14 protein-coding genes are annotated in these 20,915 nt (G+C 72.8%); 6 read left to right on the top strand and 8 right to left on the bottom strand.

The window, feature by feature from the left end:
• Positions 1-61 precede the first annotated feature (61 nt).
• Complete coding sequence (locus tag QJS33_RS13245; protein ID WP_306368250.1) at positions 62-823, bottom strand: PP2C family serine/threonine-protein phosphatase; 762 nt, start codon at positions 821-823, stop codon at positions 62-64.
• Between the two features lie 709 nt (positions 824-1,532).
• Here QJS33_RS13245 and QJS33_RS13250 point away from each other — a divergent pair.
• Complete coding sequence (locus QJS33_RS13250; protein ID WP_306368251.1) at positions 1,533-2,807, top strand: glycosyltransferase; 1,275 nt, start codon at positions 1,533-1,535, stop codon at positions 2,805-2,807.
• A 136-nt stretch (positions 2,808-2,943) separates the two neighbouring features.
• Positions 2,944-3,900 carry an anti-sigma factor RsbA family regulatory protein gene (locus tag QJS33_RS13255; RefSeq protein WP_306368252.1) on the top strand — a complete coding sequence of 319 codons (957 nt, stop codon included), beginning with the start codon at positions 2,944-2,946 and terminating at the stop codon, positions 3,898-3,900.
• A 3-nt stretch (positions 3,901-3,903) separates the two neighbouring features.
• Here QJS33_RS13255 and QJS33_RS13260 read toward each other — a convergent pair whose 3' ends face one another.
• Both QJS33_RS13260 and QJS33_RS13265 read right to left on the bottom strand, forming a co-directional pair.
• Positions 3,904-4,254: an STAS domain-containing protein gene (locus QJS33_RS13260; protein ID WP_306368253.1), complete on the bottom strand. Its 351-nt coding sequence runs from the start codon at positions 4,252-4,254 to the stop codon at positions 3,904-3,906.
• Between the two features lie 108 nt (positions 4,255-4,362).
• The gene (locus QJS33_RS13265; protein WP_306368254.1) at positions 4,363-5,124 is read right to left on the bottom strand and encodes an ANTAR domain-containing response regulator; all 762 of its coding nucleotides are present in this window, start codon (positions 5,122-5,124) and stop codon (positions 4,363-4,365) included.
• A 188-nt stretch (positions 5,125-5,312) separates the two neighbouring features.
• On the opposite strand from QJS33_RS13265, the gene QJS33_RS13270 reads away from it, so the two are divergent.
• Positions 5,313-6,398 (top strand): GAF domain-containing protein, encoded by a 1,086-nt coding sequence (locus QJS33_RS13270; protein WP_306368312.1) that lies wholly within the window; start codon positions 5,313-5,315, stop codon positions 6,396-6,398.
• Positions 6,399-6,703: 305 nt separating this feature from the next.
• Here QJS33_RS13270 and QJS33_RS13275 read toward each other — a convergent pair whose 3' ends face one another.
• Both QJS33_RS13275 and QJS33_RS13280 read right to left on the bottom strand, forming a co-directional pair.
• On the bottom strand, positions 6,704-7,345 hold the full coding sequence (locus QJS33_RS13275) for a two-component system response regulator (protein ID WP_306368313.1): 642 nt from the start codon (positions 7,343-7,345) through the stop codon (positions 6,704-6,706).
• A 5-nt stretch (positions 7,346-7,350) separates the two neighbouring features.
• On the bottom strand, positions 7,351-11,739 hold the full coding sequence (locus tag QJS33_RS13280; protein ID WP_306368255.1) for a HAMP domain-containing protein: 4,389 nt from the start codon (positions 11,737-11,739) through the stop codon (positions 7,351-7,353).
• Between the two features lie 268 nt (positions 11,740-12,007).
• Here QJS33_RS13280 and QJS33_RS13285 point away from each other — a divergent pair, with 268 nt between their 5' ends.
• The gene (locus QJS33_RS13285) at positions 12,008-14,188 is read left to right on the top strand and encodes a SpoIIE family protein phosphatase (protein ID WP_306368314.1); all 2,181 of its coding nucleotides are present in this window, start codon (positions 12,008-12,010) and stop codon (positions 14,186-14,188) included.
• Positions 14,189-14,451: 263 nt separating this feature from the next.
• Here QJS33_RS13285 and QJS33_RS13290 read toward each other — a convergent pair whose 3' ends face one another.
• On the bottom strand, positions 14,452-15,057 hold the full coding sequence (locus tag QJS33_RS13290; RefSeq protein ID WP_306368256.1) for a response regulator transcription factor: 606 nt from the start codon (positions 15,055-15,057) through the stop codon (positions 14,452-14,454).
• A 232-nt stretch (positions 15,058-15,289) separates the two neighbouring features.
• Here QJS33_RS13290 and QJS33_RS13295 point away from each other — a divergent pair, with 232 nt between their 5' ends.
• Together QJS33_RS13295 and QJS33_RS13300 are read left to right on the top strand one after the other, a co-directional pair.
• A complete protein-coding gene (locus tag QJS33_RS13295) occupies positions 15,290-16,957 on the top strand; it encodes a S1C family serine protease (RefSeq protein ID WP_306368257.1) in 1,668 nt (555 codons plus the stop codon).
• Between the two features lie 434 nt (positions 16,958-17,391).
• On the top strand, positions 17,392-18,672 hold the full coding sequence (locus QJS33_RS13300) for a glycosyltransferase (protein ID WP_306368258.1): 1,281 nt from the start codon (positions 17,392-17,394) through the stop codon (positions 18,670-18,672).
• On the opposite strand, the gene QJS33_RS13305 is transcribed toward QJS33_RS13300, so the two are convergent.
• Both QJS33_RS13305 and QJS33_RS13310 read right to left on the bottom strand, forming a co-directional pair.
• Entirely contained in the window at positions 18,662-20,119 is a 1,458-nt protein-coding gene (locus tag QJS33_RS13305) for an ATP-binding protein (protein ID WP_306368259.1), read from the bottom strand. The genes QJS33_RS13300 and QJS33_RS13305 overlap by 11 nt on opposite strands.
• Positions 20,120-20,151: 32 nt before the next feature.
• Positions 20,152-20,850: a response regulator transcription factor gene (locus tag QJS33_RS13310; RefSeq protein WP_306368260.1), complete on the bottom strand. Its 699-nt coding sequence runs from the start codon at positions 20,848-20,850 to the stop codon at positions 20,152-20,154.
• Positions 20,851-20,915 lie beyond the last annotated feature (65 nt).

The raw sequence follows: 20,915 nt of genomic DNA on the forward strand, positions 1-20,915 counted from the left end.
CACCGGATCGGTGCGCGGGCCCTTCGGACGTTGCGGGATACGGAAGGGGAAGGCGCCGCCGTCAGACGCGGCGGGCGAGGAGGATGCTGATGTTGTCCTTGCCGCCCGCCTCCATGGCGGCCTGCCACAGGGCGTGGACGGCGGCCTCGTCGCTGCCGGCCTCGGCGATCATCCGCTCCATCTCCTCCGGGAGCACCAGGTCGGAGAGCCCGTCGCTGCACATCAGCCAGGCGCTGGGGTCGGCGGCGTCGTCGCGGCCCACGTGCGGGACCATGCTGCCGCCCGAGCTGCCGCCCAGGGACTGGGTGATGAAGTTGGTGGTGACGGGGCGGCCGTCCTCGGAGGGGGGCAGCGCCGGGGAGTCGTCCTCGGAGAGCTGCAACAGGCGGCGCCCGTCCAGACGGTAGGTGCGGGAGTCGCCGACGTTGAACCAGAAGTTGCCGTCGCTGTTGAGCAGCACGCCCGCGACGGTGGTCCCCATCCCGGCGAACTCCGTGTGCTGGAGCGCGTGGTCCTTGATCTCCTCGTCGATGTTGCTCAGCAGCTGGGCGATCTCGTCCGGCCCGCCGAGCCGCGGCCCCATCTCCGCCATGCGGTGCACGGCGTGCTCGGAGGCGATCTCACCGGCCGCCTGACCGCCGATGCCGTCGGCGACCGCCAGGATGACGGGTTCGCTCACCGGCAGTACGCAGCGGACCGGCGAGGTCATGTTCGCACTGGCGACGGTCAGGGCCCCCATGACGATGGCGTCCTCGTTGGCGGGACGGATAGCGCCCCGGTGCGTGAGGGCCGTGACGATGACTTCCCCACCAGCGACACCCATACGCCCTTCCTCCCGTTTCGTCGGCCGTGGCCGCTGCCCGACACGTGCGCCGGACCCTTGGTCGAATCCCGTTCAACGTCTGGATTCTGCAACCGTACCGAGCCACTGCCGGGGTAGGTCAAAATCCGGGTACATCATGACGGAAAACACCCGGATATGCAGTTCCCGCACGGGATTCGAGTGCCGAAAGTGCTGCCCGGAGTACGTGTTGCTCCGCATTGACAGTAGCGGCCGCGACGGGTGTCCGGCAGGGTCCCCCGCACCCTGCTTTACGGGCGGTCCCGATCGGCCGGTTCCCGATGCCCGGCAGCGGTCGAAAACCCTCGTCCGGTTGTCCGGTGCGGCGGGGTCTGGCACAATGACCGCGTTGGGTGTCTAAGACGCAGACACACACGACCACCACTGTGCATCCACAAGCGGTCACGCACGGTGGCGAACGGTATCTCTTCGAACAGGTCGTCTGGTGTGGTTCCCGTGCGTCTGCCCTTCTCCTTCCCCCCTCTTCTCCTCCTTCCCTGCAACGGGTGTCGTGCACCCGTTCCCCGGGCCGTCGCGCATCCACCGCCGGACGCCCTCCTTCGGCGCGTCCGCCGACGGTGAGCCGACCGCCCTCTCGAAACCATCCGTCCGCCCGGAGGACTCCGACCCCGTTCCGGAGTCCCTCGGGCACCCCAACGGGCACCCGCTCGTGCCCTAGGAGCTCAGCCTCGTGAAGATCGCGATGATCGCCGAACACGCCAACCCCCTGCCCGCCCACCGGGGCGAACCGGCCTGCCCCGCGAGCCTGCACCTGTGCGCCCTCTCCCGCCAACTGGCCAAACGCGGCCACAAGGTCACCGTCTACGTCCGCCGCAGCGACCCGGAGCAGCCCGAGGGGCGCACCCGGATGGCGCGCGGCGTCTCCGTGACCCACCTCGACGCGGGCCCGGCCAGGCCGCTGGACGGGCAGGAGCACGCCGAGCACACCGGCGCGTTCGGAACCGCCCTCGCCGCCGTCCTCGACGAGGACCGCCCCGACGTCCTGCACGCCATCGGCTGGACCAGCGGTCTGGCCGCCCTGCACGCCCAGGCGCACAGCGAGCGCGACCAGAGCTCGATCCCCCTGGTGCAGACCTTCCACTCCCTCAACGCCGGCGAGCAGCGCTCCGGGCTGGACAGCGACCCCCAGCGCGCCCGCATGGAGTCCATCCTGGCGTCCCGCGCCGACCGGGTCCTGGTCGGCTCCACCGACCAGCAGAACGAGCTGGCGCGCCTGGGCGTGCCCCGGCACCACGTGAGCGTCGTGCCGTTCGGCGTGGACACCGACCACTTCACCGTGGAGGGCGGCACCTCCTCCGAGCACTGGCGGTCCTCCCGGGGCGAGCGCCCCCGCCTGGTCGCGGTCACCTCCCCGGACCGCGTCGGCGGCGCCGAGCGCCTCGTGGAGTCCCTGCTGCGGCTCCCCGAGGCCGAGCTGCTGCTGATCTCCGCCGCCTCCCACAGCAACGTCTCCCTCGACGAGAACGCCCGCCGGCTGGAGATCCGGGCCAAGGAGGCGGGCGTCGACGACCGCCTGCACCTGGTCGGCCCGGTGGAACGCAAGGAACTCCCCCGACTGCTGCGTTCGGCGGACGTGTACGTGTCCGCCTCCTCCTACGACCCCTACGGAGGGGCCGTGCTGGAGGCCATGGCGTGCGGCCTGCCCGTGGTGGCCACCGCGACCGGCGCCGTCCCCGGGGCGGTCCTGCACCGCACCAGCGGCGTGCTGATGCGGTTCGGCCACCCCGACGAGGTCGCCCGGTCCGTGCGCTCGGTGCTCGGCACTCCCACCATGAGCACCGCGTACGGCATCGCCGCGGTGGACCGAGCCCGTTCCCGGTTCACCTGGCAACGGATCGCGATCGAGACCGAGATCGCCTACGACCGCGCCCGGCCCCGCCCCGCCGAGCGCGACGAACTCGACGAGGAAGCGGACGGCCTGGTGCTGTCCGCAGCCGCGCACTGACCCTCGTGGCCCGCCTCGCTCCGCGTCCGCGTTACCGGCCCCCCGGTGTCCTCGCCGGGGGGCCGCAGCGGGTACATCTCGGACGGCGGTTCCCGCGCCCGGGCACCGTGACCCCCGACCCGCCGACCACGGATCCATGACCTTCGAACACCAGGGCCTCCTCTTCCGCCGCGACCGGTGGTTCCGCGAGACGGTGGCCGGCCTGCTCCGCTCCGCCGGGGACGCCCGCACCGTCCTCGCCGTCTCCGGTGTGCGCGTCGCCGGGCTGCTGTCCGCGCTGCCGGAGGACGCCCGCGCCCGCGTGCGCACCGTGGACCGCACCCGTTTGTACGCCTCCCCCGGGCTCGCCCTGGCGGCGCTGCACCGGCTGGCGTCGGCGCACCCGGACGGCGTCCTCGTCATCACCGAGCCCCCGGCCGTCCACGGGACCCTGGAGACCCGCGAGTGGCGGCGCTGGGAGTCGGTGCTGTGCACGGCCCTGGCCCCCGCACGGATGCGCCTGGTGTGCGCGCACGACGAGCGCTCGCTGTCGCCCCGGGACCGGGCCGCGGCGCTCGCGACCCACCCGGTGCTCATCGGCGCCGACGGGCCGTACCCGAACCCGTCCTACCAGGGGACCGCCGCGTTCGGCGCACGGACGCGCGCCCCCGAGCCGCTCCCGGTCCACGGGGCCGTCCACCGGTTGGACATCGGCCCGTCGCTGCCGCGGCTGCGCCGGGAGCTGGCCGCGCTGGGCGAGGCCGAGGGTATGGACGCCGACCAGGTGGAGCGCCTGGTGACGGCGGTCAACGAACTGGCCGCGAACGTGCTGGAGCACGGGGCGGGCAAGGGCGGCGTGCGGGTGTGGCGCACCGGCGACCGCTGGGTGTGCGACGTGTCCGACGAGCGCGGCGGGCCGATCGACCCGCTGACCGGGTACCGGCCCTCCGACGGGCTGCGGCCCCGGGGGTACGGGCTGTGGATCACCCGGCAGATCTGCGACTTCCTGGAGATCACCGGCGGCGGCGAGGGGTCGTCGGTGCGCCTGCACTTCCTGGACCGCCGCGCGGAGGACGCCGCGCTCGACGAGGGCCGGCACCTGAGCCCCTGGTAGCCCTCAGTCCCCGAGACCCTCGACGGCCCCGTCCACGGTCTCGATGATCGGGATGACCTGGTCGATCCCGGCGATCATGAACAGCCGCATCACCTGGCGCTGCGGCTCGGCGACCACCAGGCCCACGCCCAGGTCGCGGGCGTGCCGGTAGGCGGCGACCAGGACGCCGATGCACCGGGAGTCGCAGAACCCGACCTTGGTGAGGTCGACGACCACGCCGTGCGGCGGCTCCGGCGACAGGATCCCGTCCAGTGCCTCGGCGAGTGCGGGCGAGGTCACCGCGTCCATCTCCCCCACGGGGGTCACGACGACGATCCCGCCCTCGCGACGGATCGAGATGTCTGATGACGTCACGCTCGCCACTCCTTGCCGCCGTCGGATCGGCCGGTCACGGCATCCGGCCCCTGCCCATCATGGCGTCTTTCGATCACGCTCGGGACTCGCCCGCCGGCCTCCACCCCGTCAGCCCCCGCCCTCGGAGGGCTTGGGTCCCGCGTTCTCGGCGACGAGGTCGCGGGCGACGTCCACGACCCGTTTGCGGTTGCGCTGGGCGACCTCGCGCAGCGCCGCGAAGGCGGTGTCGGCGTCACAGCCCCGGGCGTGCATGATGATGCCCTTGGCCTGGTCGATGACGGTGCGCGCGGACATGGCGCGGCGCATGTGCGCGCTCTGGCGGGCCTCGTCGGTGCGCCGCCCCACGTTGACCAGCGACGCCGCGGCGTGTTCGGCGAGCAGCGCGGTCAGCGGGGCGACCACGCCCTCGTCGAAGGCGTCCGGGCGCACGGAATGCACCCCGAACGTGACCACCCGGTCCGCGTCGGCGCCGTCACCGGGCAGCGGGCTGGGCAGGGTGAGGGAGGAGCGGTCCCCGCACTGCACGGCCATGCTGGTGTAGCGCGGCCAGCGGTGGGACTCGCGCAGCACGTCGCCCACCCGGACCTGGCGCATCTCGCGCACCGCCTCCACGGCCGGGCCCTGGTCGGTGGTGTACTGGTGCTCGAAGGCGGCGGCCAGGTCGGCGTGGGAGGCGCCGTAGTCGGCCACGACGTGGCGCACCGAGCCGTCGGGGCCCACCACCTCCCGCCAGACCACCACGAGCGCGGCCGAGCACCCCGGCACGCCGAGCGCGGCGGCCCGGCCCATCTGGTCCAGGGCGCGTTCGAGGGTGGTGCCCTCGCTGTGCCCCAGCGCGCCGATGTCGCGGGCCAGGCGCTCGATCCACACGATCCGGCCTCCTTGCCTCTTCCAGGACCACGTTAGCCCCGTGCCGCCGCAGGGGGGCACATCCGTTAGCGTCGTGATGGTCATGGCCGACCGCGACGACGGGGAGTGCCCGCGTGCACCTGGCGGAGCTGCAACGAGAGATCACCGCTCTGGGCGAGCGCATCGCGGCCCTGCGCGATACGCACACCATGTACCCGGACGACGGGCAGAGCACGGCCGAGGCCGCGCTCGCCGAGCTGGAGTACGCCGAACGCCTGCTCGGCGAGGCCGGTTCGCAGCTGGCACAGGCGCACGCCGACCCGCCCGAGCAGCGCCGCCAGGGCGACGACGGCGACCGGGCGCTGCTACGGGCCATGTTCACCGAGTTGAGCGTGCCGGTGGTGCTGCTCGACCACGAGGGGTACATCCGGCGGATCAACAACGTCGGCGCGGCCCGGCTGGGCAGCGGTCCCGGCTACCTGACCGGCAAGCCGTTCGTGCACTTCGTGGACCTGCGGCGGCGGGCGGCGATGCGGTCGTGGCTGGCGGCGGTGGTGCGCGGGGACGGCGACGCCGACCTGGAGTCCCGGCTGGCCCAGCGCGGCTGGGCCGAGGACGTGCACCTGACCCTGACCCGGGTGGAGCTGCCCACCGAGCCGAACCCGCTGGTGCTGGTGGCGATGTCGCCGCCGATGAACGGCGGCGAGGAGGAGGGCCCCGCTCCGCTGGAGACGGAGGTGGAGGACCAGGTGGTGGTGCTGGCCGCCCGCCGGCTGGACGTGCTCACCCGGATGACCCGGCTGCTGCTGCGCTCGGCCGGTCCGGGCGGGGCCGGGAAGCCGTTGGCGCTGACCGACGCCGCCGGGCTGCTCGCCGACTCCTACGCCGACTGGGTGATCGTGGACGTGTGCGATCTGCCGGATCCGCGGGCGGCGCGCCGCGCCGTGGTGGCCGGTCCGCCCGACGCGACCGGCGAACAGCGCGAGGAGGTGTCCGGGGCGGCGCCCGAGGACGCCGACATCCCCGGCGAGGTGCTGGGCCGGGGCCAGTCGCTGCTGTTCCCGCTGATCGAGGAGGAGGGCGTGCTGGGCCGCGCCTCCTCCGGGGCGCCGCTGCTGTCGGTGCTCGGCGCCGGTTCGCTGCTGTCGGTGCCGCTGCGCGGCAGCCGGGGCGTGCGCGGGGCGCTCACCCTGATCCGGCGCAGCAACCGGGGCAGCTTCCGTCTGGCCGACCTGGGCCTCATCGAGGAGATCGGCGAGCACATCGGCCTGGCCCTCCCGCCCCGCCCGGAGTAGCCGTGCCCGCTCGGGCCCGCCGCTTCGCCCGCCACCGCCCGCCCGTCACCCACCACCACCCTCAACGGACGGCCTACGGCCCGGGGTCTCCCCGCTCACGGACGACCTACCGGTACAGGCCTCTCCTCGGAGGCCATCACCCCGGCCCTCCAGAACCCCGCCGGCGCCCCCGCAGGATCACTCCTCGGGACCACGAACGGCCTACGGCCCCGGACCTCCCCGCTCACGGACGGCCTACGGGTACGGGCCTCTCCCCGGAGGCCATCACTCCGGCCCTCCAGAACCCCACAGGCGCCCCCGCAGGATCACTCCTCGGGGCCGTGGAGGGTGTCGATGAGGGTGGACAGGCGGGAGAACGCGCGGTCCACCCGGCGCACCCCGTCCACCAGCGGCTGGTCGGCGTCCTGGTAGTCGTCGACGATGCGGCGGCGCAGCTCGGCCAGTTCCGCCTGCACCTGCCCGGAGTGCTGGGCGAGCTGCTCGGCCAGGACCTTGCCGGGCTCGCCGGTCTCCTGGCCCAGGTCGCGCTGGAGGGCGCGGGCCTGCTCGCGCATCTGTGCCTTGAGCTGGTGCAGCTCGACGAACACCTCCACCTTGGAGCGCAGCACCCACGGGTCGAACGGCTTGAGCAGGAAGTCCACCGCGCGCGAGGCGTAACCGCGGAAGACCTGGTGCCGGTCGATCTCCTGGGCGGTCAGGAAGATGATCGGCACGTCCTTGGTCTTCTCGCGCTGCTTGATGTGCGCGGCCGTCTCGAAACCGTCCATCCCCGGCATGACCACGTCCAGCAGGATGACCGCGAAATCCGTGCCCAGCAGGTGCTTGAGCGCCTCCTCGCCGGAGCCGGCGCGGATCAGGTTCTGGTCCAGGGACGTGAGGGCCGCCTCCAGCGCGATGAGGTTCTCGTCGCGGTCGTCCACGAGGAGGATGTTGGCCTTCTGGGTCACGGCGGTCACTCCAGGTCTTCGGTCGGGTCATCGTTGCCGGTGTTCCCCTTGGGGCCGGTGTCATCCCCGAGACTGCTGCGGGTGCTGTCTCCTTCCGCGCCATTGTGCCGGGTTCCGGCGCCCACGGCCGCCGCGGCCCCCGGATCGGTGGCGGACCCGGGTGCGCTGTCGGCCGGGTCGACGGTCAGCCAGTGCCGCATGACGTCCAGCAGGTGGTCCAGGTCCACCGGTTTGGTGACGTAGTCGGTGGCGCCCGCCTCCAGGCTGCGCTCGCGGTCGCCCTGCATGGCCTTGGCCGTCAGCGAGATGATCGGCAGGTCCGCGAACTGGGGCATCTGCCGGATGCGCTCGGTGGTCTGGTTGCCGTCCAGGTCGGGCATCATCACGTCCATGAGGACGAGGGAGATGTCCTCGTTGGCCTCCAGTTTGGCGATGCCCTCGTGGCCGTTGTCGGCGTACAGGACCTCCAGGCCCTGGGCCTCCAGCGCGCTGGTCAGCGCGAACACGTTGCGCACGTCGTCGTCGACGATGAGGACACGGCGCCCGGCCAGCACCGCGCGGCGCTCGGGGTCGGTGCGGGGCTCGCCCTGCCGTTCCGACTCGGGTTCGCCGGAGGCCGCCGGCGACTCCGCGGCGGGTTCGGGCGCCTTGAGCACGGGGACGGAGGGCAGCTCCTCGGTGCCCGGGTCGGTCAGCGCCGCCACCGCGGCGTCGAACTCCTCCGGGGGCATCCCGAAGTCCTCGTCGCGGCCGGACTCCAGCGCGGGCACCGTGTCCAGGCCGGTGTCCTCCCCGGCGCGTTCGGCGGCGTCCTCGGGCAGCCGCACCGGCAGCAGCAGGGTGAAGGTCGACCCCTGGTTGGGGACGCTCTGCACCCGGATCTCGCCGCCGAGCAGGCGGGCGAAGTTGCGGCTGATGGACAGCCCCAGCCCGGTGCCGCCGAACCGGCGGGAGGTGCCGCCGTCGCCCTGGTGGAACGCCTCGAAGATCACCTGGAGCTTGTCCTCCGCGATCCCGATGCCGGTGTCGGCGACGGTGAACGCGATGATCTCCTCGTTCTCGACGAACATCTCCAGGTCGGCGTCGTCCAGCGCCCACGCGGGCTCGATGAGCAGCCGCACCTCGCCCTGCGGGGTGAACTTGACCGCGTTCGACAGCAGGTTGCGCAGGATCTGCTGGAGCCGCTGCTCGTCGGTCCACAGGGTGTCGGGGATGTCCGGGGAGACGTCCACCGCGAACGCCAGCCCCTGGTCGCTGGTGACCGGCCGGAACGTCGCCTCCACGTAGTCGACGAGCTGGTCGATGGAGACCTCGCTGGGCGAGACCTCGGCCCGGCCCGCCTCGACCTTGGACAGGTCGAGGATCTCGTCGATGAGCAGCAGCAGGTCGCTGCCCGCCTTGTGGATGGTCTGGGCGAACTCCACCTGCTTGGGGGTGAGGTTCTGCTCGGCGTTGTCGGCCAGCAGCCGGGCCAGGATCAGCAGGCTGTTGAGCGGCGTGCGCAGCTCGTGCGACATGTTCGCCAGGAACTCCGACTTGTACTTGGAGGAGACCTGGAGCTGGTGTGCGCGCTCCTCCAGGGCGTTGCGGGAGCGCTGGATCTGCTGGTTCTGGAGCTCGATGGCCCGGTTCTGGTTGGCCAGCTGGGTGGCCTTCTGGCGCAGCTCGGCGTTCTTGTTGCGCAGCTCCTCCTGCTGGCGCTGGAGCTCGTTGGAGCGTTCGCGGAGCTGGTTGGTGAGCTGCTGGGACTGCTCCAGCAGGTCCTCGGTGCGCTTGTTGGCCAGGATCGTGTTGATCGTGGTGCCCAGCAGGGCGACCAGCTGGCGCAGGAAGTTCTTGTGGATCTCGCGGAACTCGTCGTAGGAGGCGAACTCCAGGACGCCCAGCGCCCGCTCCTCCGACACGATCGGCAGGATGTACAGGTGGCGGGGCTTGGCGCCGCCCAGGCCGGAGTCGATGGTGACGTACCCGTCGGGGAGGTTGCCGACCTCCATCTCGATCTGCTGGTCCAGGGCCTCCCCGGCCAGGCCGACGCCCTTGCGGATGCGGCGGCGCTCCTCGGAGGGCTCGAACCCGAACCCGGCGTAGAACAGGAACGCCTCCTGGTCGTCCATGTCCTCGGGCAGGTAGCAGGCGGCGTGCTGGGCGTTCATCAGCGGCGTCACCTCGGTCATGATGAGGCGGGCCAGCTCGTGCAGGTCGCGGTGCCCCTGGATGTGGCCGGAGATGCGGGCGAGGTTGGACTTGAGCCAGTCGGCGTCGCGCTGGGTGGCGGTGGTCTCGCGCAGGTTGGACACCATCAGGTTGATGTTGTCCTTGAGCTGTTCCATCTCGCCGCGGGCGTCGACCTGGATGTTGCGGGTCAGGTCGCCCTGGGCGACGGCGTTGGCGACCTCGGCGATGGCGCGCACCTGGGTGGTGAGGTTCCCGGCCAGGCCGTTGACGCTGTCGGTGAGGTGCATCCAGGTGCCCGAGACGCCCTCGACCTTGGCCTGGCCGCCCAGCTGGCCCTGGCTGCCCACCTCGTGGGCCACGCGGGTGACCTCGATGGCGAACGCCGACAGCTGGTCCACCATCGTGTTGACCGTCGTCTTGACCTCCAGGATCTCGCCCTGGGCGTTGACGTCGATCTTCTTCGTGAGGTCGCCCGCCGCGACCGCGGTGGTGACCTCGGAGATGTTGCGCACCTGGGTGGTGAGGTTGTGCGACATCGAGTTGACGTTCTCGGTGAGGTCCTTCCACATGCCCGAGACGCCCTTGACGTCGGCGCGGCCGCCCAGCTTGCCCTCGGTGCCCACCTCACGGGCCACCCGGGTCACCTCGTCGGCGAACGCCGACAGCTGGTCGACCATCACGTTGATGGTCTCCTTGAGCTCCAGGATCTCGCCCTTGGCGTTGACCGTGACCTTCTTGGTGAGGTCGCCGGCCGCGACGGCGCGGGTGACCATGGAGATCTGCCGCACCTGGTAGGTGAGGTTGTTGGCCATGGAGTTGACGTTGTCGGTCAGGTCCTTCCAGACCCCGGACACGTCGCGCACGTGCGCCTGGCCGGCCAGCTTGCCCTCGGTGCCGACCTCGCGGGCCACCCGGGTCACCTCGTCGGCGAACGCGGACAGCTGGTCCACCATCTTGTTGATGGTGTCCTTCAGCTCCATCATCTCGCCCTGGGCGTCCACGGTGATCTTCTTGGTGAGGTCGCCGGCGGCCACCGCCGTCGTCACCTGCGAGATGTTGCGCACCTGGTAGGTGAGGCTGTTGGCCATGGAGTTGACGTTGTCGGTCAGGTCCTTCCAGATGCCCGAGACGCCCTTGACGTTGGCACGGCCGCCGAGCTTGCCCTCGGTGCCCACCTCACGGGCCACCCGGGTCACCTCGTCGGCGAAGGAGTCGAGCTGGTCGACCATGGTGTTCACGGTGTTCTTGAGGGCGAGCATCTCGCCCTGCACGTCGACCTGGACCTTCTGGGTGAGGTCGCCGCGGGCCACCGACGTCGTCACCTGGGAGATGTCCCGCACCTGGTTGGTGAGGTTGTCCGCCATGGAGTTGACGTTGTCGGTCAGGTCCTTCCAGATGCCCTGGACGCCGCGCACGTTGGCGCGGCCGCCCAGCTTGCCCTCGGTGCCCACCTCGCGGGCCACCCGGGTCACCTCGTCACCGAACGTGGAGAGCTGGTCCACCATCGTGTTGACGGTGTCCTTGAGCTCCAGCATCTCGCCCTGGACGTCGATGGTGATCTTCTTGCTGAGGTCGCCGCGGGCGACCGCGGTGGTGACCTCGGAGATGTCGCGCACCTGCACGGTGAGGCGGGAGGCCATCTGGTTGACCGCCTCGGTGACCTCGCGCCAGGCGCCGGAGACGCCCTCGACGCGGGCGCTGCCGCCCAGCTTGCCCTCGGTGCCCACCTCGCGGGCCACCCGGGTGACCTCCTGGGTGAAGCCGCTCATCTGGTCGGCCATCCGGTTGACCGTGGTGGCCAGGCGCAGCAGGTCGCCCTTGAGCTCGCCCCGCCTGCCCTGGGTGGAGGCGCGCAGGGTCAGCTGGCCCGCGGCGACCGCGTCCAGGACCCCGGCGACGTCGGTGACCGGTTCGGCCACCTCGTCCAGGAGGGTGTTGAGGGCGGTGGCGCTCTCCGCCCACGCGCCCCGGGAGGGGTTGACGTTGATGCGTTCGTTGAGCCTGCCCTCGTTGCGGACGACCCCGCCGACCCGCTTGAGCTCGCTGCTGAGCTGTTCGCTGTGGTCGACGACCTCGTTGAACACCGAGGCGATCTCCCTGATCGTCCCGCTGCCGCGTTTGCGCAGGCGCACACTGAAGTCCCCGTCGCGCATCCGGTAGAGCGCGCGCAGGATCTCATCCAGCTGGTCGTCGGCCACCGCACCGACCGCCTCGGGCATCGAACCCCTCCTCCGTGACCCTGGATTCGGCCACCATCGGACTGTGAGCGGACGTATCGACTTACACTAACCGCCCGCGCCGACCCGCACAGGAGGGTTCACGATGTCGATCCCTTCACGGGACGCCCGGGTACGGGGTACCGGGCCGTACGGACCGGCCCGGGTGGCCGGGTCCGCGTATCGTGTCAGTGTCCACACCTCTCCCGAGTCCGTATCCAGCGACGAATCCAGCGATGAAGGACCCGACGGTTTGCCGGCACATGACACCTTGAAGGTCGCTCGACGAGAGTTCCCGCCCGCGCCCGAGACCGCGGCGGCGGCCCGCGAGTTCGTCCACGACACCCTGCTGTCCTGGGGGGTGCCCGACCCGTTCGACGACGTGATCCTGTTGGTCAGCGAACTGGTGACCAACGCGGTCATCCATGCCCGCTCGCCCCTGGAGGTGGCGGTGCGCCGCATGGAGGGCGCCGTCGAGGTGATGGTGACCGACTCCGCGCCCGAGCGCGCGGTGCCCCAGGCAGGCCCCCTCTCCGTGGACGCCTCCCCCTCCCGCGGCGAGGAGCGCAGCGGCGGGCTGGGGCTGGCCCTGGCCTCGGCGATCGCGTCCAGCTGGGGTGTGAGCTACGGGCGCGCCGACAAGGCGGTGTGGTTCCGCATCGACGACGCGGGCGACGGGGTGTCGTCCCTGGAGGCCCCGGCGGCGATACGGCGCACCCCGGGCCGGCCCGCCCGCCCCGCGCCGTGGTCGGCGCTGGACGCCGCGCTGAGCTCCCGGCTGACCCTGCCCCAGCTGCTGGAGCGGACGGTCGAGTACGCCACGACGGCGCTGGGCGGTGACGCCGCCTACATCGCGCTGGCCACCTCCGACGAGACCATGTGGGAGGTGCGCTCCGCGGTGGGGCTCACCTCCGGCGGCGCGCCGTGGCGGCCGCTGCGCATCCGTACCGAGGAGGCGTTCCCGTCGGCGGCGCCCGAACCCGGCCCGGTGATCAACGACGACCTGATGATCGCGCGCGCCCACCGGGGGCGGCTGTCACGGGCCGGGATGCGGTCGCTGGTGACCGCCCCGCTCATCGTGGACGGCCGGGTCACCGGCCTGCTCGGGGTGGCCTCGCGGCGGGCCCGGCACTTCGCCGCGGCCGCCGCCAAGCGGCTCCAGGAGGGCGCCGACCTGATCGCGCTGCCGGTGGAGCGCGCCCGGCTGGCCGAGGTGGAGCTCAACCGGCGGGCCTCGCTCAGCTTCCTGGCCGAGGCCAGCGACCTGCTGGCGGGCACCCTGGACGAACGGATGACGGGTGCGCTGGCCGCGCAGCTGATCACGTCCCGGCTGGGCCGCTGGTGCGCCATCCACACCATCAACGAGCTGGGTGTGCCGCGGCTGACGCACGTCATGCACGGCAACGAGAACTACAACGACGTCCTGCGCGAGCTGCTGGCCGGGGAGCCGCCGCGCGAGCAGCGCGACCCGCATCCGCTGTGGGGCCCGGCCGACTTCACCGACGCGGACGGCGAGGAGATCGACGACGGGCTGGTGCGCGAACTGGTGCGCGGTCCGGCGATCAGCATCCCGCTGGTGGCGCACGGGCGCGAGCTGGGCCGGATGACCATCGGCAAGAACGAGTCGGACGACTTCACCCGCGAGGAGGTGGACGTCTCCGACGACCTGAGCCGCCGGGTGGCCTCCGCGATGGAGAACGCCCGCCTGCACGAGCGGCAGGCCTCCATGAGCGTGGCGCTACAGCGCAGCCTGCTGCCCGCCAAGGAGAAGGAGCCGACGATCCCGCACGTGGACCACGCGGTGTTCTACCGTCCGGCGGACGAGAAGAACGTGGTCGGCGGCGACTTCTACGACGTGTTCGCGGCCAGCGGCCGGTGGTGCTTCGCCATCGGCGACGTGTGCGGGACCGGCCCGGAGGCGGCGGCGGTGACCGGCCTGGCCCGGCACACGCTGCGCGCACTGGCCAAGGAGGGGTTCACCCCCTCGCACATCATGCAGCGGCTGAACATGGCGATCCTGGACGAGAACACCTCGACCCGGTTCCTGACGATGCTGTACGGGGAGATGACCCCGGCCACCGACGGCGGGGGCGGGATGCGGGTGCGCATGGTGTGCGCCGGGCACCCGCTGCCGCTGCGGCTCAACCCCAAGGGTGAAGTGGAGCCGTTCGGCACCTCGCAACCGCTGCTGGGGGCGTTCGAGGACGTCGGGTTCACCACCGAGAACGTGGACATCCGCCCGGGCGAGGTGGTGCTGGCGGTCACCGACGGGGTGACCGAGCGCCGCAGCAACTCCGACATGCTCGGCGACACCGGCCTGGAGCGGATCTTCGCCGGCTGCTCGGGCCTGTCGGCCCAGGCGGTCATCAGCCGCATCGACCGGGAGCTGGAGGAGTACGCCCCCGGCGGCCACACCGACGACACCGCCATGCTGGTCCTGCGCTTCCTGTGACCCCGGGGCCCGCGAGACACCGGCGGGGTTCCGGGAGCCCGCGGTGGACGTCTTCGCGGAAAGGCCCGCGGCCGCCGGGCCGCCCGTACCCGTCGAGAGCGGCGGCGGGCGATGGGTGGGCGAGGACGCCCGCGTAACACCGAAGCCCCCGCCCCCGAAGGACACCGAACCAGGTCACAAGACCACGGCCACCGGGCCGCCCGTACCCGCCGAGAGCGGCGACGGCCGACGAGGGGGCCGGAACGCGGCGGAGGTTCAAAAAATCACAGCCAGCCCATGTCCTGGGCGGTGCGGATGGCGGACATGCGGTTGTCGGCGCCGACCTTGCCGATGGCGTTGGAGAGGTAGTTGCGGACGGTGCCCTCGCTGAGGTGGAGGGTGGCCGCGATGCGGGCGACGGTGGCGCCGTCGGCGGCGGCGCGCAGCACCTCGGACTCGCGTTCGGTGAGGGGGCTCTCACCGCCGACCATGGCGGCGGCGGCCAGGTCGGTGTCGATGTAGCGGCCGCCCTCGTGGACGCGGCGGATCGCCCCGGCGAGCTGGTCGACGGGCGCGTCCTTGGCGAGGAACCCGCGGGCGCCCGCGGACAGGGCGCGGCGCAGGTAGCCGGGCCGGCCGAAGCTGGTGAGGATGACGACGCCGCAGCCGGGGGCGGACTCCTTGAGCCGGGCGGCGACCTCCAGCCCGGTGGCCCCGGGCATCTCGATGTCCAGCACGGCGACGTCGGCGCCGTGTGCGCCGACCGCGTCGGCGACGAGGTCTCCGCGCCCGACCTCGGCGACGACCTCCAGGTCGTCCTCCAGGCTCAGCAGGGCGGCGATCGCCCCCCTGACCAGGTGCTCGTCGTCGGCCAGCACGATCTTTATCAAGGTCGGCCCTTCGGCATGTGTCGGTTCGGTCGCGGCGCGATAGTGTTCCGGACATCTTGGCGCATAGGCCGCAGGGGCCGCCAACTCGGACAGGGGATGTCCTCTTCGGTCGTTCTCCGGCGGAGAACGGACTCGAAACCCCGGTATATCGGGCTCTCACCCTGTTCTAACCCATGCGCCGCATGATGGAGCACATCAGATCGGAACATCGTCCCGCCAGCCGGAGGATGAGTTGAACCCCAACGAACCCACACCAGGTACCGAACCCGATGCCTCGGAGAACCTGCCCGGGACCGGCGCCGCCGGGCCGGTGGGGGACACCTCGGGCGAGCACGGGACCTCCGGTCCGCAGGGGCCGGAGCCCTCCGGTGTCCGGGGAGCGGGGGCCCCCGGACCCGCGGAGGGCACCGGCCCCAGGTTCGCGCCGCACGACGTGCCGCAGGACCGGCCGCCGCGCTGGGCCACCGGCCCCAACGAGGCCGACCGGGTCGCTTTCTCCTTCCCACGCGGGGGCGGGGAAGGAGAGCACCCGGGAGCCCCGGGGCCGGGCCCGGCGCCGCACGCCGCCGCCCAGGGGGGATTCGGGGCGTCCGGCGGGCAGGGGCCGCAGGCCGCCCAGGGGCAGGCTCCGCAGGGACCGCCGCCGCAGGCGCCGTACGGACAGACCCCGCACGGACAGGGGCCCCAGGGTCCCGGCGGGCAGGGCCCCGGCGGGCCGCAGGGGCCGTTCGGTGCCCCGCACTTCCCGGGCGGGCAGCCGCCCTACGGCGGGTACGGCACCGCTCCGGCCGCGCCGCGGCCCGAACGCACGAAGGGCTCGGGCCGGGTCGTCGGCATCGCCGCGGTCACGGCCCTGGTCACCAGCCTCATCGTCGGCCCGGCCGCCGCGCTGGGCACCGCCGCCCTCTTCCCCGACGGCCTGAACGGCCCGGTCAGCTCCCTCACCGGTGAGCAGGGCGGGACCGCCACCGAGGGCGAGGTCGGCGAGGTCGCCGAGAAGGTGCTGCCGAGCGTGGTGTCCATCCAGACCGCCAACGGCGGCGGCAGCGGCGTGGTCATCTCCTCCGACGGGCAGATCCTCACCAACGCGCACGTGGTGGACGCCGCCCAGGGCGGGCCGCTGGAGGTGCTGTTCAACGACGGCACCTCGGCGCCGGCCGAGATCCTGGGCTCGGACCCGGTGTCCGACATCGCCATCGTCCAGGCCCAGGGCACCAGCGGGCTCCAGCCCGCGGTGCTGGGCGACTCCGACCAGGTCGGGGTGGGCGCCGACGTGGTCGCGATCGGCTCCCCCCTGGGGCTGTCCGGCACCGTGACCACGGGTGTGGTCAGCGCGCTGAACCGGCCGGTCAACACCGGGGCCACCGAGAGCGGCAACGGGCAGACCTCGACGGTGATCAACGCGATCCAGACCGATGCGGCGATCAACCCCGGCAACTCGGGCGGGCCGCTGGTGAACATGGCGGGCGAGGTCATCGGCATCAACACCGCGATCGCCGGCCTCTCCCAGGAGAGCGGTTCGGTGGGCCTGGGCTTCGCCATCCCGATCAACCAGGCCAGGCCGATCGCCGAGCAGCTGGTCGCCGAGGGCAGCGCGAGCTACCCGGCGATCGAGGCCACCATCACCAACAGCCCCGACGGCGGCGCCACCGTCGTCGAGGTGACCGAGGGCGGCGCGGCCGACGAGGCCGGGCTGCGCGCGGACGACGTGATCGTGTCCGTCGACGGGACCCAGATCACGACGCCGGACCAGCTCATCGCGGAGATCCGCTCGCACCGTCCGGGCGACGAGATCACGCTGGGCGTGCGTCCCGGCGGCACCGGCCAGGCGCAGGAGGTCACCGTGACCCTGGGCGAGCAGAGCTCGGCCTCGGTCGAGCAGGAGGCCGAGGAGGACTGACCCGGGGGTAGGGGTCCTCCGGCAGGACACGGACACGAGGGACCGCGGAGGCGGGGCCGGACGGCCCCGCCTCCGTCGTGTGTCCGGGCTCCGGTGTGGGGGTGGCACCACCGCGGGGGTCGGGGCGGTGCCACCGCCACCGTGGTGCGCGCCCCCTCGCGCTCGGAGACGGGCGGGGAGTACCGTGCCGAAGGTACCCGTCGGGGCCGCGGCGGGCGGGCGGTCGTGACGGCCCGGTGACCGGTGAAGTCACCGGTCGGCAACGGCGCCGTGATGAAGAGTGCGCAGATGGTCACTCAGGGTATCGTTCCCTGCGTCGTGTGCTCGCCGGTCGCCACTCCGTCACCCGGAGGTCGGCGATGGTCAACGCGGGTGCCCCACACTCGTGCGTACACGGCGGACCCGACGTGCACCGGCTCAGGAGACACCCCGATATGACCACCTCGTTCCTTCCCGAATCCCCTCCGGCGGCCGAGGTCCGGACGGCCGCCGCGGGGCACCGCACGACCGTGCTCATCGGCACGGACACCTACCCGCCCGACGTGAACGGCGCCGCCTACTTCACCGCCCGGCTGGCCCGGGGCCTGGTGCGGCGCGGGGTGGTCGTGCACGTGGTGTGCGCCTCCCCCGACGGGCGCCCGCACGTGGTCGAACGCGACGGGGTGGTCGAGCACCGGCTGCGGTCGATGTCGTCCCTGGTCCACGACAGCGTTCGGCTGGCCCTGCCGCTGGGGGTGCGCGGCCACCTGGACCGGCTGCTGGAACGGCTGCGCCCCGACGCCGTCCACATCCAGAACCACTTCCTCGTCGGTCGGATGCTGGCCGCGGCGGCCCGGGCGCACGGCGTTCCGGTGGTGGCCACCAACCACTTCATGCCGGAGAACCTCTTCGACTACGTGCACGTCCCCGGATCGCTGCGCCCCTACGCCGCCCGGATGGCCTGGCGTGACCTGGGCGCGGTGCTGTCCCGGGTGGACCACGTGACCACGCCGACCCCCGCGGCCGCCCGGCTGCTGTGGGAGCAGGGGTTCACCCGGCCGGTGGAGCCCGTCTCCTGCGGGATAGACCTGGCGCGGTTCCGGCCCGCGGCGGGCGGGGAGCCGGAGCGGAAACGCATCCGGGCCCGGCTGGGCATCCCCGACCGGACGACGGTGGTGTTCGTGGGCCGGCTGGACGAGGAGAAGCGGGCGGACGAGCTGATCCGGGCCGTGGCGCGCACCGCGGCGGACGTCCAGCTGGTGTTGGCCGGGCACGGCGCCTACCGCAGGCGGCTGGAGGACCTGGCCGGGTCCGAGGGGGTGGCCGACCGGGTGGTGTTCCTGGGGTTCGTCGCCCACGAGGACCTGCCGGACGTGTACCGGGCCGCCGACGTGTTCGCGATCGCGGGCATCGCCGAACTCCAGAGCATCGCCACCCTGGAGGCGATGGCCTCCGGGCTGCCGGTGGTGGCCGCCGACGCCATGGCCCTGCCCCACCTGGTGGAGGAGGGCGCCAACGGGTTCCTGTACCCGCCGGGGTCGCCGGAGGCGCTGGCCGCCCGGGTGGACGAGGTGGTCGCCGACGAGACCCGGCGGCGGGCCATGGGCGCGCACAGCAGGGAGATGGCCTCCGCCCACCGGTTGGAGGACTCCCTGGCCCGGTTCGAGCGGATCTACCGGGAGGCGGCCGCCGAGGGCGTGTCCCTGCCCGTGGGCGGGTTCGCCGTCAGGCGGTAGGCGGCGGCCCGGCGGGCGGCGGTGGCGGCGGTGGCGGCGGTGCGGCCGGATCGACCACCGGGAGCGTGAACCCGATGGCGGACCCGCCGCCCTCCCGGTTGCGGGCGAACACGTCGCCGCCGTGGGCGCGGGCGATCTCCCGCACCATGGACAGCCCCAGGCCCGAGCCCGGCAGCCCGCGGGCCGAGGTGGCGCGGTAGAAGCGCTCGAAGATCCGTCCCGTCTCGGCCGGGTCGATGCCCGGCCCCCGGTCCAGCACCTCCACGGTGCCGTTGCGGATGCGGATCTCGATGGGCGCGGAGCCGTCGGGGTCGAACTTGGCCGAGTTCTCCACCGGGTTGGCCATCGCGCGTTCCAGCGCGCCGGGGCGCCCGTGCACGGTGCTGTCGTCCGCGTCCACGATGATCTCCCGGCCGGTGCGCCGCCGGGTGCGGTCCGCCACCTTCCCGGCGACGTCGGCCAGGCGCACCGCGCTCGGCGTCTCGTCCTCGTGGTCGCCGGTGGCCAGCCCCACCAGTTCGTTGACCAGGGCCGTCAGCTCCCGGGTCTCCCCGCGCAGGTCGTCGATGAGGCTGGAGCGCGCCTCCGGTGTGAGCCGGTCGGCCCTGCCCAGCACCTGGATGTTGGTGTAGAGGCTGGTCAGCGGGGTGCGCAGTTCGTGGGCGGCGTCCTGGACCAGGCGCCGCTGCTCCTCCTGGGAACGGGCCAGCCGGGCCAGCATCGCGTTGAAGGCGTCGCCGAGCCGGTCCACCTCGTCGTGCCCGCCCTCCCCCGCGGGGGTGTCGCGCCGCCCGGCCAACGGGTCGAGGCGGCCGGTGGAGCTGACGTATTCGGCGGTGTCGGTGAGCCGGACCAGGCGCCCGGTGGTGCGGTGGCCGATCAGCCAGCCCACGCAGGCCGCGCACAGGGCGACGAGCAGGCCCACCCACAGGATCTGGGTGGCCAGGCGGTCGAGCATCCGCTCGGTGGGCGACATCTGCTGGATGACCTGGAGGGCGCCCGCCCCCTCGCCCAGGGAGACCGTCGCCACCCGGTAGGCCTGGCCGTTCACGGCCTGTTCGCGGACGGCCACGTCACCGGGCTCGTCGGCCAGGACCATCTCCATGTCCTCGTCGGCGGGGGCGAAGAGCACCACCTCGGAGGCGGCCGCCACCTCGACCTGGCGGCGGCCGTCCGGGGTCAGCAGGTGGATCTGGAGGTCCTTGCCGGCCAGGATCGGGCTGCGGACCGTGGCGCTCGCGGCGCTCTGGCTCTCCCGCAGGGAGACGATCTGGTCGGACAGGGCGGTGACGACCCGGTCGAACTCGTCGCGGACGTCGGCGCGGATCAGCGCGGCCGCCGTGGTGTAGGCCAGGGTGCCGACCAGGGCGATGGTGACCGCCACGACCAGCGCGAACATCACGGCGAACCGGGTGCCCAGGCGCCATCCGCTCGGGTACAGGAGCATGCGGAGGGAGGTCCGGCCCTCGGACACGGCGCTCACCCCTGCGGGCGCAGCGTGTACCCGACGCCGCGCACGGTCTGGATGAGCGGCGGCCCGCCGTCCTCCAGCTTGCGGCGCAGGTAGCTGATGTAGACCGCGAGGTTCTTGGACTCCGGGCCGAAGTCGTAGCCCCAGATGCGGTCGTAGATGGTGGCGTGGTCCAGCACGATGCCCGCGTTGCGGACCAGCAGTTCGAGCAGGTCGAACTCGGTCTTGGACAGCTCGATCTCGCGGTCGCCCCGCCACACCCGGCGGGCGCGCGGGTCCAGGCCGAGTTCGCCGACGCGCAGCGTCCCCTCCTCCGGGTCCCCCGGGACCGGGGCGGCGCGGCGCAGCAGCGCGCGCAGCCGGGCCAGCAGTTCGTCCAGCTCGAAGGGCTTGGCGAGGTAGTCGTCGGCGCCCGCGTCCAGGCCCGCCACCCGGTCGGGGGTCTCCACGCGGGCGGTGAGCATGAGGATCGGGGTGCGGTCGTGCTCGGCCCGCAGCACCCGGGCCACGCCCAGCCCGTCCACGCCCGGCATCATCACGTCGAGGATGAGCAGGTCGACGGGGTCGGAGTGGACGGCGGCGAGCGCCTGGACCCCGTCGGCGACGGTCCGGACCGTGTAGCCCTCCAGCTGGAGTGCGCGCTCCAGTGACTCCCTGATGGCGCGGTCGTCGTCGGCGACCAGCACGGTGGCGGTGGTGGCGTCCATGGGCTTCATGCTGCCGTATCCGGGTGAGAGGCCGGTAAGAGGCGGTTCGGGCGCGCGTCAGAGCC

The sequence above is a fragment of the Nocardiopsis sp. CC223A genome, assembly GCF_030766825.1.
In the GTDB taxonomy this organism is placed as follows: domain Bacteria; phylum Actinomycetota; class Actinomycetes; order Streptosporangiales; family Streptosporangiaceae; genus Nocardiopsis.